Raw genomic sequence first — 14,574 nt, forward strand, 5'->3', positions numbered from 1 at the left:
CCATTTATCAAAAAATAGAAAACCATTGCTAGGCTTACTGCTAAATTGCAGAACCCAATTTGGTAAAGTTTGCTTTGCCAGCCCAGCCTACAAACCTATGATAACCCAAAATTTACCCTTTCGGCTCTTTTTAGCCGGATTTGTCTTGTTTCTGCTAGGAAGCTTTTCGGCTTTTCCACAGGCAAAACTCCGCGGAAAGGTTAAAGATCAAAACTCCAAAAAAGACCTTCCGTTTGCTTCTGTGGCTGTTTTTACTGCATCGGATAGTTTGGTAGGAGGTGGAATTACAGGTGAAAATGGGAATTTTTCTGTAGATCTTCCCTTTGGGAAATTTTATGCTTTGGTGGAGTTTATGGGTTTTGAGGCCTATAAAAGTGCAGAATTTGAACTTTCTCGCAACAAGAATCTGCATAATCTAGGTACAATTTTTCTTCAGGCAGCTGATGAGGAATTGGAAGAAGTGGTCGTGCAGGGGGAGAAAACCTTGATGGAACTTTCGCTAGATAAGCGGATTTTCAATGTGGGTAAAGACCTAGCCAATGCCGGGGGAACGGCCACGGATATTTTGATGAATCTTCCTTCTGTGGCTGTAGACCCCGAGGGCAATGTGACACTTCGAGGTTCGTCTAATGTGCGGATTTTGATCGATGGAAAGCCATCGGGTTTGGTGAGTTTCAAAGGTTCCTCCGGATTGCGTCAGCTTCAGGCCAATCTCGTCGAGCGCGTCGAGGTCATCACCAATCCCTCCGCAAGATATGAAGCCGAAGGAATGGCCGGCGTAATCAATATCATTCTGAAAAAAGACAGCAAACAGGGCTTCAATGGTTCCTTTGAAGTGATTGCCGGCACACCGCTCAATTTGGGCTTTTCAGCCAATTTGAATTATCGAAAAAAACGGATCAATTGGTTTATTAATTACGGCTTTGCTCGTCGTTATCAACCCTATGTCAGTGAGCAATATCAGGAAGTCTATGAGGAGGGAAATACCTTGATCCTGAATCAGGCCAATTCCGGTGAGCTTCGAGGCTGGAACAATAATATCCGGGGTGGATTGGATTATTTTTTCTCTGAACAGAGTATCCTGACCGCTTCCTATCTCTGGAGACGAACGGATGGACGACGCATCACCGATATTCGCTACGAGGATTACCTGAATTCACTGGATAATTTTCTGGGCTATTCTCTTCGTAGGCAGGATGAAAAGGAAAAGGAACCCAATTCTGAAATTGCCCTAAATTATAAGCGGACGTTTGCCGAAAAAGGGCATGAACTCACTGGGACATTTACCTATTTGAGTTATTGGGAAAATTCAGATCAGCTGTTTACTGAGTTTCGTTTTGATCCTTCAGGAAATGAAGTTTTGGGAGAGGATTTGTTGCAAACCTCGATTAATGATGAATTCGAAAATCAATATTTGCTCCAATTGGATTATGTCAAGCCTTTGGGTTCGGAGGGTAAATTCGAAACGGGATTCCGGACGAGCTTCCGAGAAATGGAAAATGATTTCATCGTCTCGGAGGAAAATGAAACGGGTGAATTATTGCCAATCCCGGGCTTGGATAATATTTTTCTTTACAATGAAAATATCCTGGCAGCATACGGGATTTTGGGAAATAAAACCGGTGACTGGACCTATCAAGCTGGTTTGAGGGCAGAGCACACCGATGTGGAAACCATCCTTGCCGAGACCAATGAACGAAATCCCCGCACGTACACCAACCTCTTCCCGAGTGCGCATTTGACGTATTCAGTTTCGGAGGAAAATGCCTTCCAACTCAGCTATTCCCGCCGAGTTCGCCGTCCTGTATACAATGACCTGAGTCCCTATGTGACATTTTCTGATCAGCGAAATTTCTTCAGCGGAAATCCAGATTTAGATCCTGAATTTACCGATGCGTTTGAGCTCGGGCATATCAAATACTTTGAAGGGGGAACGCTTTTTTCTACTGCCTATTTCCGGAATACCAGGGATAAAATCGAGCGGATTCGAGCGGTCAATGACGAGGGTTTTGCGACGACTTTACCCTATAATTTGACTGGAGAGGAATCATTCGGTCTAGAGTTTAGTGCGGATTATCAGCTCAAAGAGTGGTGGAAATTGGACTTGAATTTTAATTTTTTCCATGCCGATATTGACGGCAGCAATGTGCAGACGGATTTTCGGGCAAGAACTACTTCATTTTTGACCAGACACACTTCCCGATTTATACTGGAAAATGGTTGGGATTTGCAATTCCGCGGTAATTATGACGCTCGTCAAAAAACTGCTCAGGGTGTCAGAAAAGGAATTTTCTTTATGGATATATCGGCCAGCAAACAAATCCTGGGGGAGCGGGGAAGGCTGATATTTACAGCAAATGACATTTTGAACTCTAGACGAAACCGCTTTATCACGGAGGGAGAAAATTTCTTTACCGAAGGAAACTCCCAATTTATCCGCCGACAGATCAATTTGACCTTTAGCTATCGCATCAATCCATGAAGAATTTCTGTTTAGCCCTTTTCGTAGTATTAATTTCAGGCTTTCCCGGTTTTTCTCAGAAAATCAATGATGCCTATCGTCTACACATGAAGCGTGCTTCGTCCGCGATTGTCATTGATGGTTTGATGGATGAGCAGGCATGGGAAGATGCAGAAGTGGCCACGGATTTTTTTATGATTACTCCGATGGATACCAGTTTTGCAGAGGTGAGAACTGATGTGAGAATGACCTACGATGATCAGCATCTCTACCTGATGGTGGTCAATTACCATGCGGTCGAAGGTCCCTATATGGTAGAGTCCCTGCGTCGGGATTTTAACTTTGGCAAAAACGATAATTTTCTGCTTTTTATGGATCCGTTTGATGATCAGACCAATGGATTTTCTTTTGGAGCCAACGCAGCAGGAGCTCAGTGGGATGGGATTATGTTTAATGGCGGTTCGGTGGACCTGAGTTGGGATAATAAATGGACTTCCAAAGTCACCAATTACGAGGACAAGTGGGTCTTTGAGGCGGCCATTCCTTTTAAATCCATCCGCTACAAAAAAGGCATCAAAGAATGGGGAATCAATTTCTCCCGACTGGATCTGAAAACCACCGAAAAGTCAGGTTGGGCTCCGGTCCCTCGTCAGTTTCCATCAGCTTCGCTTGCCTACACGGGAGTCTTGGTTTGGGATGAGGCGCCGCCTGAAGCGGGGGCGAATATTTCTGTGATTCCGTATTTGTTGGGAGGCATTTCCAAAGACCAAGAAAATCAAGGCGATAATCAATACCGACGGGAATTCGGGATGGATGCGAAGATTGCTTTGACTTCCTCGTTGAATCTGGACCTGACGGTTAATCCGGATTTTTCTCAAGTGGAGGTGGATCGGCAAGTGACCAATCTGGATCGATTTGAATTGTTTTTTCCCGAGCGGAGACAGTTTTTTCTCGAAAATGGAGATCTTTTCGCCAATTTCGGTTACAGCACCATTCGGCCATTTTTCTCCCGGAGAATCGGACTCAACGCGCCCATTCAGTTTGGCGCTCGCCTGAGTGGAAAAATCAACAAAGACTGGAGAATCGGAGCGATGAATATGCAGACAGGCGGAGTAGATTCCGAAGGTTTGCCATCTCAGAATTTCACCGTGATGGCGCTACAACGACAAGTAGGTGCCCGCTCCAATATTACTGGAATTGTAATCAACAAGCAGTCGCTGAATTATAATCCGGATTTGGAATCGGAAAATCAGATTTATAGTCAATACAATCGGAATCTGGGCCTCGAATACAATTTGGCATCTTCCAATAATCTGTGGACGGGAAAGGCAATGCTGCTAAAAAGTTTTGGGCCGGATGGAAGCCACAACGGATTTGTCCATGCAGCGAACTTAAGGTATGCCTCGGGGAATCTTACCTGGAATTGGCAACATGAGTATGTTTCTGAAAACTACACGGCCGAAGTGGGATTTGTACCGAGAAATGGGTTTTACAAAATTTCACCCACGCTGGGCTATCGCTGGTTTCCCAAAAGCGAAAAAATCCTGAGTCATGGTCCTGATGTGGGGACGACTTTCTTTTTCAATACCAATGGGGAGCAAACTGACAACACGACTTTTGCTTCTTACAATGTCAAATGGAGAAGTCAAAGTACCTTTATGCTGTGGACCGGCTATGATTTTGTGAAATTGCAGCGGCCCTTTGACCCTACCAATTTTTCTGGGGAAACACTCCCGGCAGGGACCAATCACACTTGGCGAGCTTGGGGAACAGAATACGCATCCAAGCCACAGAGTTTATTTACCTACAGTTTTTCGTCCCGAATGGGCGGCTATTATGCCGATGGCAATCGCTACAATGTCAGCACGGAGATGGGGTATCGCTTTCAGCCCTATGTGAGCATTGCGATGAATACCAATTACAATCGGATCATTTTGCCTGAGCCTTGGGGAACCACCAACTTCTGGCTGGTCGGTCCCCGGGTGGATGTGACGATGACCAATACGCTATTTTTCACGGCCTTTGTCCAATACAATGAGCAGATCGAAAACATCAATTTGAATACCCGATTTCAGTGGCGATTCCAGCCGGCTTCAGATCTTTTTATCGTGTACACGGATAATTATCTTCCGGCACCATTTTATACCAAAAATCGCTCAATCGTGCTGAAGTTTACTTATTGGTGGAATGTATAAGTTTTGGATAAAAAAATGGGGATTTGAGATGTCATAATCTTAGATAGATTGAGATCCTCAAAAGTCAAATGATTAATTTTATTAAAGATTTAGGCGAATATTAGAATCAATGAAAAGTGAATTACTTCGAAATTATTTTTAGAATCTTTTTATAGAAGGTATGCAGTTTGGTAGTTGCGCTTGAATTGTGGTAAGCGATAAGCAAAGAGTCTGCAAAGTCAATTCTGTTTTTCGAATATATTTTAAGAGATTCAAGAATAGTACTCTTATTTACCATTTTCAGATTTTGATAGCGAACGAGATTTTCTAAAGTGCTTTTTATAACATCTCTGGGAATTGAAAAGACTTTTTCCAAGACATAAACCACTTCAGCTAAAATAAAATCAGTCAGGAGGATTTCTTGATTTTCGATTACCTCTTTAGATAGGAGAAATTGTCTATTGTTGTCTCGGAGAAGATATCTCAAAATATAATTTGCATCAATGAGTGCCATGCTTCTCTTTCACTATTTTTTCCCAAACTAATTCCTCTTCTTTGAGTTTAGTGCTGTCGGCATAAGATTGCAAAGTCCCAGCTACATTTTTTGATTCAGATTTTTCCTTTTCCAAAGGAATTGGCTCTCCATCTACCTCCCTAACAAAATTAAACCTTAGAAGAAATTCTTTTAAATAGGCCCGATTTTCCTCTGTATCCACTTTAACTATGATTGTTTCCATGTTGACTGAATTATGATCTCAATTAAAAGTAACGAAATTTGAGCTTTTTAGATAATTATTTGAAGGTGAAATTAAAGCCTTTAGTTTTCTAAAAAGCATTTTTGAAAGATTCAGAAATTGAAATGGATAGCGTTAAAATGATAGGAGCCGAAAAAGTATTCGGCTCCTATCAAAAAATAAAATCTATGCTTTTTCTAAGTCAATTAATTCACTGGAAGCAATTTAACCAAGAGCCCGGTTCCCTCCGTGATGGCGTATAGGTAGCCATCAGGGCTTTCGGAGACCGTCCTTACCCGTCCGATGTCTTGAAACATCACTTCCTGAGAAAGAGCCTCTGTTCCTTCCATATCCACCCGGTTGATGTGCATTTTGGCCAATGCTCCAATCAAGATATCACCTTTCCAAGCGGGATATTTATCGGAAGTGACTAAAGTCATTCCGCAGGTGGCAATAGAAGGGACGTAGTAAGTTATCGGCTGTTCCATTCCTTCTTTTTCAGTGATATCGGTAATCGGCGTACCATCGTAATTGATGCCATAAGTGATCACAGGCCAACCGTAATTTTTTCCTTTTTCGATCAGGTTCAGCTCATCGCCTCCTTGTGGTCCGTGCTCTACTTCCCAAAGCCGATCATTGGCTTTGTCATAGACTAATCCTTGAGGGTTTCGATTTCCATAAGTCCAAATGGATGCTACGGCTCCTTCCTCATCTACAAATGGATTGTCAGAAGGAATTCTTCCATCGTCATGGATTCTATGGATTTTCCCGTGCGCATTGGTGAGGTCTTGGGCATTTTCAGGCTTGTTTCCTTTGTCTCCGTTGGAGAAATATAAGTATCCGTCATTGTCAAAAACAATTCGGCTCCCGAAGTGTCGTCCACCTTCCCATTCTGGCATGGCAGTGATCAGTTCTTCCTGATCTACGGCGTTGGTTCCGTCAAGCTTAAATCGCATAATGGTCAAGGCTCCTTTATTATCTGGAAAAGGTTTGGCGTAAGCAATGTATATCCAGCCATTTTCATCGTATTTTGGATGAATAGCGACATCGAGAAGTCCTGCTTGGTTCACCTCGTGAACTTCCGGGAGACCTTGGATTTTTTGTCCGGTAAATGCATCATCTTCGAAAATCAAGATTTCACCCTTTCGCTCGGTGATCAGCATTTTTCCGTCAGGAAGCCAGGTCATTCCCCAAGGACTTTCAAAATCCGTATGCAGGGTGTCTACCTTGATGAGCATTTCATCGGTTTGAGTTGCAAAAGTTGCATCTACAGTTTCTCCTTGCTCCTCAGAGACAGCTTGATCGACGTCTTTGGACTCACAAGAGAAAAGCAAAGCTGCTCCAAATGCTCCTGTAAGTAATTGATAATAGATTTTTAGTTTCATAAATTCAAGATTTAAGCTTACAAGATAATACATCCTCTTGGAAAGCTCAATCGGAATCCTTTCAGAGGTTGAAAGCAGAGATGGATTGATTGGATTTGGCGATCAACCTGAGAACCTCGTCGACCATTGTGTCAGAGCCGATGAAAAGTGGAGTCCGCTGATGAAGGGAAGTGGGCTGAATCTCCAAAATTCGCTGTGAACCATCCGTAGCTTTGGCGCCAGCTTGCTCAGCAATAAATGCCAAAGCATTGGCCTCGTACAGGAGACGGAGTTTTCCGCTCGGGTTTTTTTGTGTTCCCGGATAGAGGTAAATGCCTCCTTTGAGCAGATTACGGTGAAAATCAGCCACCAGAGAGCCAATGTATCGGGCAGAGTACCCTTTGCTTTTGCAAAAGTCAATGTATTCTTTTACTCCCAAAGACCAGTGCTTTTCAAGACCCTCATTGATAGAATAGATTTTACCATCTTCAGGGGCTTGAATATTAGGATGTGAAAGGAAAAACTCTCCAAGAGAAGCTTCATATGTGAAACCGTTGACTCCAAATCCGGTCGTGTATACGAGCATGGTGGAGGAGCCATACAGCACATACCCCGCAGCCACCTGTTCACTGCCCGGCTGCATGATATCTTCTTCCTGAATAGGAGAACCGATTGGTGTCTTTCTTCGGTAAATCGAAAAAATCGTCCCGATGCTGATATTGACATCGATGTTGGAGCTTCCGTCTAGCGGATCGATGGCAACTACGTATTTACCGGAATTATTCTGCAGATCAATCACTGCGTCTTCTTCCTCCGAAACTATGGCACAGACTTCGCCACCCTTGCTGAGGGCTCGCATAAATCGGATGTTGGCGATCACATCCAGTTTTTGCTGCTCTTCCCCTTGTACATTGATCTGGCCAAAAGCTCCGCCGATATTGGCCAATCCGGCCCGATTCGTTTCGCGATTGACTATCTTGGCGGCCAAAGCGATATCCCGCAAAAGCTGGGAGAGTTCTCCAGAAGCAAATGGGAAGTCGCTTTGTTTGAGTTTAATAAATCGGTCCAGGGTGACCCCGACGGAGTAAGCCATTCCGCTTTGGTCCGGCTGATAAGGTAGGATTTTCATAAATTAGAAAAGTACAATTATTGGGTTTATATCTTCCGAAAATTAGGAAATATTTCTTATGGCAAAAATAGCTGTTTACAAATTTGGAGGGGCTTCGGTCAAAGATGCGGATTCTATCAAAAACTTAGCTGAAATTTTTCGTAATCGATTGCGAAAAAATCTCATAGTCGTAGTTTCAGCCATGGGGAAAACCACAAATGCCTTGGAGGAAATTATTGATTTAAGATTAAAATCAGAAGATTGGTATTCGAAAAGTTCAATTTTAGAAGCCTTTCATTTGAAAGTCTGTGATGAGTTGTTTGAGTCGGAGCACCCAGTCTTTTCCAGAATTAAAAACTGGTTTATCCAATTGAAATTAGTCGTCGAGCGGCCTTTGACCAAAGAAAATTACGATGAGTTTTATGATCAAGTCGTGTCCTTTGGAGAGTTGATCGCCACGACCATTGTGATGGAGTACCTATGTAATCAGGGTTTGATTGTGCTTTGGCAAGATGCCCGGGAACTGATCCGGACCAATTCAGAATTCCGCTTTGCCAAGGTGGATTGGGAGCGGACTCGGTCTGCCTGTCAATTGCAGCTTTTACCCAAGTTGGACCTATTTCCAGTTCTTACCCAAGGATTCATTGGAGCAGATCATATCGGAAGAACCACAACTCTGGGAAGAGAGGGATCGGATTTTACCGCTGCGATTTTAGCAGCTTGCTTGGATGCCGGGAGCGTGACGATCTGGAAAGATGTACCCGGAGTATTGAATGCAGATCCGAAGCGATTTCCCAATGCCACGCTCTTTGATGAACTCGACTACAAACAAGCCGCACAAATGACTTTTTACGGAGCTTCGGTCATTCACCCCAAAACGATCAAGCCATTGGCAAATAAGTCGATTCCTCTATACGTTAAGTCTTTTTTGAATCCGGAAGCCAAGGGTACCATGATTTATGGATCGGGTAAGCAAAATCCCATTCCTACTCTGATTGTCAAAGAAAAGCAGATTTTGGTGACATTTCAGATGACTGACTTTTCCTTCGTGGAAGAACAGCATATTCATCAAGTTTACCGGGAACTGGATTTACTGAAATTGCGGGTAAATTTGCTTCAAACCTCCGCAATTGGGATTTCGATTGTGATCGATTATCAACTATTTAAGTTGGAAAAACTAGTGGAAAGTCTAGCCAAATCCTTTAAAGTCAGGTACAATGAAGGTTTGCAGTTATTGACTATTATAAATCCCGACGAAGATCTGATTCGGGATTTTTCGGCAAACTATACCATCATGCTGGAGCAGCGGACACGGACAACTTTTCAGTTAGTAGGAAAGCCGATTTAGGATGTTTTTTTTTATAAAAATGAGTACATTCCATTTTCAACCCGATAAACCTATGAAAACCAGAAGATCATTTCTCCAAAAAGCTAGTATTTCAGCCTTGGCTCTCAGTTTACCTACTATTCCTATGATTAGCTATTCCAAAACACAATCAGATCCCCTATTTAATCAAGATGAAAAACCGCTCCGTGTTGCCATCATGGGACTGGGGAGCTACGGCACCCGAGTCGCCCAAGCGATGAAAGATTGCAAGCGAGCCAAACTGGTTGGCCTGGTCAGTGGCACTCCATCCAAAATTGAATCTTGGAAAAAGGAGCATAACATTGAGGATAAAAACTGTTACAACTACGAGAATTTTGATCAAATCAAAGATAATCCGGACATCGATGCGGTGTATGTAATTACGCCCAATGGACTGCACAAGGAGCATAGCATTCGTGCTGCAAAGGCAGGGAAGCATGTCATCTGCGAAAAACCCATGGCCACCACTGTTGCCGATGCTGCCGAAATGATCAGCGTTTGCGATCAAATGGGCGTGAAGCTTTTGATTGGGTATCGAATGCACTTCGAAGCCAATACCTTGGAGGTGGTGCGAAAGCGACGAGCAGGTGAATTTGGGGAAATTAAGTTTTTTCAGGGATTAAGCGGATTCATTATTGGAGATCCTACGCAGTGGAGGTTGGATCCTGTACTTTCCGGTGGAGGGGCGATGATGGATATCGGGATTTACTCCATCAATGGCGCACGATATATGATCGGTTCGGAACCACTTTGGGTGACCGCTCAGGAGGTCAAAACCGACCCCGTCAAGTTTAAAGAAGGGATTGATGAGACGATTATTTTTCAGATGGGTTTTCCAAATGAAGTAGTCGCTTCTTGTCTTTCGACTTACAGCATGAATTATTTAGACAAATTTTACCTAAACGGCACCAAAGGTTTTGCCGAGATGCAGCCATCAACTGGATACGGTCCGATTGAAGGTCGTACGCACGAAAGCCCACTTGACAATCCGCACGTAACTCATCAAACCACTCAAATGGATCAAATGGCTGCGATGATTCTGGATGGTAAAGAAGCGGAAATTCCTGTGGATGGACGGGAAGGGCTCAAAGATATGCGCATCATCGAGGCAATTTTTGAAGCAGCAAAAACCGGTGAAAAAGTGGCCTTAGTTTGATTCCTCCAAGAGCAACTGCACAAAAATCAAGTCCAACCACTTGTCGAATTTGTGACCGATTTCTTTGAACCTTCCCACTTCTCGGAAGCCAAGTTTTCGGTGGAATTCCAAGCTGCCTAAATTGGACGAGTCGATTCCTCCTACCATGGAGTGATATCCTGCCTCTTTGGCGATGCCGATGAGTTGCTCCATGAGTTTCCTGCCTAGGCCTTTGCCTCGGGAATCTGGTCCGATATACACCGAATGCTCGACCGTAAACCGATAACCGTATTTAGGGCGAAAAGTCCCATAAAAGGCAAATCCCTCTACTCTTCCATTGATCTCAGCGACTAAAATCGGGAAGCCGGCATTTTCTTTTTGGTGAATCCAATTTTCTTGTTCTTCCAAAGTCTTGGGCACGATGTCATAATTGACCGTGGTCTGAAGGATCTCATAATTGTTGATTTCCAAAATCACAGGAATATCTTCCAATTTTGCAGCTCTGATTAAAATAGACATCGTTAGTTTTCAAATCGTTTGACAATCCGCTCGATTCCGGGTAAATAGGCGCTCCCAAAGAGATTGAGGTGGACCAAAAGCGGGTATAAATTGTAAATGCCCATCCGAGACTCAAACTCAGGCTCCAAAGGAAATGCCGATTCATACGCATCGTAAAATTCCTGATCAAAGCCACCAAATAAACGGCTGAATGCCAGATCCATTTCCCGATGTCCAAAATAAACCGCCGGATCGATCAGTGCGGGCTGTCCTTCGGCATTGCAGACCACATTTCCTGACCAAAGATCTCCGTGCAGCAAGGCAGGCTTTTCTTCCGGGAAAATTCCTTGGAGCCTAGGATAGATTTCCTGAAATTTTTTGAGAAAATCTAAAGGAATGAGCCGATCGAAATACGCTTTTCCGATCAAGGGTTCCAATCTGAATTCAATGAAAAAATCAAGCCAATTGTCAGTATGGATATTTCGTTGCTGAAGGGATGCGATGAAATTATCTTTTTCCAAACCAAATTGTTGTTCCTGAGTCAAGTGCAGGTGGGCTAGCCCGATCCCCAGATTTTCCCAATAATTGGGGTTTTGGCGTCGCTGCTGGATAAATTCCATCAGGAGGTAATTATAGTCCCCGATTCGTCCAAATCCGAAAACCTCAGGAACCTGAAGGAAGGTATTTGCCCGAAGTAAATCCAAGCCCTCAGCCTCTTTTTTCAGAATGTCCCGTTCGTGTTCGAAATTAATTTTTAGGAAAAATGAATCCGCAGGAGTGTCCAGTCGGATTCCTTGATTATGACTGCCTGATGCGATTAAGCTGGCATTTTTAAGCAGGGAATCAGCCCCAAGATTTTCAAAAAGTATTTGTTCGTAAAGGTCATTTTGATCATGCATAGAGCTGATGTCTCTCTTGGATAGTCACCAAAAAATGGTCCACGGCCTCATTGAGGATATGATAAATTTCCTCAAAACCATCCTCCGTGCCATAATAAGGATCCGGTACCGAAAGGACTTCGCTATTTGGTACAAAATTGCGGAGAAGATGAATTTCTTTATCGGCAAACCCAAATCGCACTTTTAGATTGTTGAGGTTTCGCAGATTGTTTTCATCCATCGCCAAGATGTAATCAAAATCACGGAAATCCGTACGGTTCACCTGCCTTCCCCGATGATTGACCGGAAGATTAAATTTTTTGGCACAATTGATCGTACGCTCGTCAGGCAACTCTCCAATATGAAAATCGGAGGTGCCAGCACTATCGGACTTAAAGTGGTCCTCGATACCGGCAGCTTTGATTTTTTGATCAAAAATTGCTTCTGCCAACGGGGAACGACAAATATTACCAAGACAAACGAATAATACTTTAATCATGCGAAAATACTAATTTGAGACAATGCTGTGTGTTTGGCAACTTTGAATGTAGGAATTTTTGAGTGGAAAAGCACAAAGGTATCTTGAATTTTGTCAAAAAAAGGAGAGGGTACTCAATTCAGTCCTTTGGCCGAAAATTGGGTTGTTTATGAAAAGTAAAGCTTAATTTTGGGCATGAACTGGATGTACAACTTTTCGATGAAAATTGCCGAGCTATTGATGCCTTTAGTAGCTCTGTTTTCTTCGAAAATCCGGGTTTTTTGGAGCGGAAGGAAAGGTGTTATTGATGCAGTGGGGGATTTTCGAAAAAGGAATCCGGGTGCTCTGATTTGGTTTCATGTAGCTTCTCTTGGAGAATACGAACAAGCAAAGCCCCTGATTAAAGCGCTCAAAGAGCGAAATTCAACTCATAAAATTGCCGTTAGTTTTTTCAGTCCATCGGGTTTTGAGCCGGCAAAGAACAAACCTCAAAAAGAAGTTGATTTCATTTGTTATTTACCTCTAGATACCCCTCGGAATGCCAGTGACTTTGTGGCTAACTTGAAGCCGAGCTATGTTTTTTTCGTCAAATATGACCTTTGGAATAATTTTTTGAGTGAACTTAAAAATAAAAAGATCCCTATATTCTTGATCTCAGCCGCCTTTCGGCAAGATCAGCTCTATTTCAGGCAAAAAGGCTTTTTTAGGAATCAGATTTTCTTTTTCGACCATATTTTTACCCAAAATCAGGAAAGCCAAAAATTGCTAGACGGGATTGGTTTTCATACTCATACTCTAGCTGGCGATACCCGTTTTGACCGAGTTTGGGAAACTGCTCAATCGGCTCAGGAATTTCCCGAAATATATGCTTGGACTGGAGGAAAGCCTACTTTTGTTTTGGGCTCGGTTTGGCAGGAGGATATGGAAATTTTAATCCCGCTGATTAATCAAAATAATAATTACAAGTGGATCATTGCGCCCCACAGTATGGATCCAAAACCTATGGAAATGTGGCAAAGCAAGTTAAAAAAGCCAAGTGTATATTATTCGAACTGGGATACTAATCTGCCAAGTGATATTTTATTCATTGATAATGTAGGAATGCTTTCTTCCCTCTACCAGTTTGCCCGAATTGCCTATGTGGGTGGAGGATTTGGAAAAGGGCTGCACAATATTTTGGAGCCCTTGGGTTTCGGTGTGCCGGTTTTGTTTGGTAAGGTTCACAATGACCGAAAATTTCCAGAGGCCAAAACCAGTCATGAAATAGGCTGTGGGTTTAAAGTAAAAAATTTTGAAGAGTTGATCGGAATTGTTGAATCTTTGGAAGATCAGGGAAATTATGAACTTGCGGTTAAAGCAGCCCAGACTTGGTTAGCTGAAAATGTCGGTGCAACTGACCGGATTTTAAATGTTCTCACAAGATGGATGGGAAAAGCATGAAAGGAAGAGTAATCAAATCAACCGGGAGTTGGTACACCGTAAAAACCGAAGTAGCGGAAGTAAAAGCGCGCCTCAAAGGGAAATTTAAGCAAGATGAGCTTAAACTGACCAATCCGATAGCAGTGGGAGATTGGGTGGAGTTGGCCATGGAGGAAGGTCAGGAGACTGGAGTGATTTTCGAAATTCTACCAAGAGAGAACTACGTCATCCGCAAGTCAACCCGCAAGCAGCATTTTTCCCATATTATTGCCAGTAATCTGGATCAGGCGATTTTGATCATTACGATGAAAAGTCCCAGAACCTCCCTCGGATTTATTGATCGTTTTTTGGTCAGTACAGAGAGTTTTCGGATTCCGGCGATTTTGGTCGTCAACAAAGTAGATCTAATCAGCAAAGATAGGGATCAGGAATGGCTACAGGATATCCATGAAATTTATGAACCTTTGGGCTATCCGGTACTGGAGATATCGGCGATCAAGGATACCGATCTTAGGGAAAAATTTCTTCCTTTGATCCAAGGGAAGTCTAGTTTGATCGCAGGACACTCGGGAGTTGGGAAGTCCACCCTGCTCAATAGACTTGCTCCCGGAGCCAGTCAGCAAACCAAAGAGGTATCCAATTTTAGCAGCAAGGGAGTCCATACGACGACTTTTGCCGAATTATTTGAACTCCCGGGAGGAGGGGATTTGATTGATACGCCGGGAATCAAGGAATTTGGGATTTTGGATGTGGAGGAGTATGAACTTTCGCATTATTTTCCCGAAATGCGCAAATACCTCGGTCAGTGCAAATACAACAATTGCCGACATATCAATGAGCCGGGATGTGTGATTTTGGAAAAGCTGGAAGAAGGCTACATTCACCCCTATCGGTATGAGAGCTATTTGAATATCCTTTCTGAGGAGGATTCTCACCGTTGATAAAATTTTGAAAGCAGG

The 14,574-nt window shown here is 43.1% G+C and carries 13 protein-coding genes; 6 read left to right on the plus strand and 7 right to left on the minus strand.

Features of this window, described 5'->3' with window-relative positions; genetic code table 11:
- Nucleotides 1–97: 97 nt before the first annotated feature.
- Nucleotides 98–2,482, plus strand: a complete 2,385-nt coding sequence (locus BM043_RS12325; RefSeq protein WP_092792074.1) for a TonB-dependent receptor — start codon at nt 98–100, stop codon at nt 2,480–2,482.
- Nucleotides 2,479–4,656 carry a DUF5916 domain-containing protein gene (locus BM043_RS12330; RefSeq protein WP_092792076.1) on the plus strand — a complete coding sequence of 726 codons (2,178 nt, stop codon included), beginning with the start codon at nt 2,479–2,481 and terminating at the stop codon, nt 4,654–4,656. Before BM043_RS12325 ends, BM043_RS12330 begins: the two co-directional genes overlap by 4 nt.
- Nucleotides 4,657–4,777: 121 nt before the next feature.
- Here BM043_RS12330 and BM043_RS12335 read toward each other — a convergent pair whose 3' ends face one another.
- From BM043_RS12335 to fbp, 4 genes are all read right to left on the minus strand, one after another.
- Entirely contained in the window at nt 4,778–5,149 is a 372-nt protein-coding gene (locus BM043_RS12335) for a PIN domain-containing protein (protein WP_092792078.1), read from the minus strand.
- Nucleotides 5,136–5,372, minus strand: coding sequence for a hypothetical protein (locus tag BM043_RS12340; RefSeq protein WP_092792080.1), 237 nt, complete (start codon nt 5,370–5,372; stop codon nt 5,136–5,138). Before BM043_RS12340 ends, BM043_RS12335 begins: the two co-directional genes overlap by 14 nt.
- 203 nt (nt 5,373–5,575) lie before the next feature.
- The gene (locus tag BM043_RS12345; RefSeq protein WP_245753024.1) at nt 5,576–6,754 is read right to left on the minus strand and encodes a PQQ-dependent sugar dehydrogenase; all 1,179 of its coding nucleotides are present in this window, start codon (nt 6,752–6,754) and stop codon (nt 5,576–5,578) included.
- A gap of 61 nt (nt 6,755–6,815) precedes the next feature.
- Nucleotides 6,816–7,862 (minus strand): class 1 fructose-bisphosphatase, encoded by a 1,047-nt coding sequence (fbp, locus tag BM043_RS12350; RefSeq protein WP_092792082.1) that lies wholly within the window; start codon nt 7,860–7,862, stop codon nt 6,816–6,818.
- 58 nt (nt 7,863–7,920) lie between these two features.
- Here fbp and BM043_RS12355 point away from each other — a divergent pair, with 58 nt between their 5' ends.
- On the plus strand, nt 7,921–9,189 hold the full coding sequence (locus tag BM043_RS12355) for an aspartate kinase (protein WP_092792084.1): 1,269 nt from the start codon (nt 7,921–7,923) through the stop codon (nt 9,187–9,189).
- A 52-nt stretch (nt 9,190–9,241) separates the two neighbouring features.
- A complete protein-coding gene (locus tag BM043_RS12360; RefSeq protein WP_092792183.1) occupies nt 9,242–10,363 on the plus strand; it encodes a Gfo/Idh/MocA family protein in 1,122 nt (373 codons plus the stop codon).
- On the opposite strand, the gene BM043_RS12365 is transcribed toward BM043_RS12360, so the two are convergent.
- Genes BM043_RS12365 through BM043_RS12375 form a run of 3 tightly spaced genes read right to left on the minus strand, consistent with a single transcriptional unit; the run spans nt 10,355 to nt 12,217 of the window.
- Nucleotides 10,355–10,861 (minus strand): GNAT family N-acetyltransferase, encoded by a 507-nt coding sequence (locus BM043_RS12365; RefSeq protein WP_092792086.1) that lies wholly within the window; start codon nt 10,859–10,861, stop codon nt 10,355–10,357. The two genes, BM043_RS12360 and BM043_RS12365, sit on opposite strands and share 9 nt — an antisense overlap.
- Before the next feature lie 2 nt (nt 10,862–10,863).
- Nucleotides 10,864–11,739 (minus strand): fructosamine kinase family protein, encoded by an 876-nt coding sequence (locus BM043_RS12370; protein ID WP_092792088.1) that lies wholly within the window; start codon nt 11,737–11,739, stop codon nt 10,864–10,866.
- On the minus strand, nt 11,732–12,217 hold the full coding sequence (locus tag BM043_RS12375; protein ID WP_092792090.1) for a low molecular weight protein-tyrosine-phosphatase: 486 nt from the start codon (nt 12,215–12,217) through the stop codon (nt 11,732–11,734). The genes BM043_RS12370 and BM043_RS12375 overlap by 8 nt, the downstream gene beginning before the upstream one ends.
- A gap of 174 nt (nt 12,218–12,391) precedes the next feature.
- Between BM043_RS12375 and BM043_RS12380 the strand changes: the two genes are divergently transcribed.
- Entirely contained in the window at nt 12,392–13,636 is a 1,245-nt protein-coding gene (locus BM043_RS12380; RefSeq protein WP_092792092.1) for a 3-deoxy-D-manno-octulosonic acid transferase, read from the plus strand.
- Nucleotides 13,633–14,556 (plus strand): ribosome small subunit-dependent GTPase A, encoded by a 924-nt coding sequence (gene rsgA, locus BM043_RS12385; protein WP_092792185.1) that lies wholly within the window; start codon nt 13,633–13,635, stop codon nt 14,554–14,556. Before BM043_RS12380 ends, rsgA begins: the two co-directional genes overlap by 4 nt.
- Nucleotides 14,557–14,574: the final 18 nt, after the last annotated feature.

Origin of the sequence: Algoriphagus hitonicola, from assembly GCF_900113375.1 — a bacterium.
GTDB lineage: Bacteria > Bacteroidota > Bacteroidia > Cytophagales > Cyclobacteriaceae > Algoriphagus > Algoriphagus hitonicola.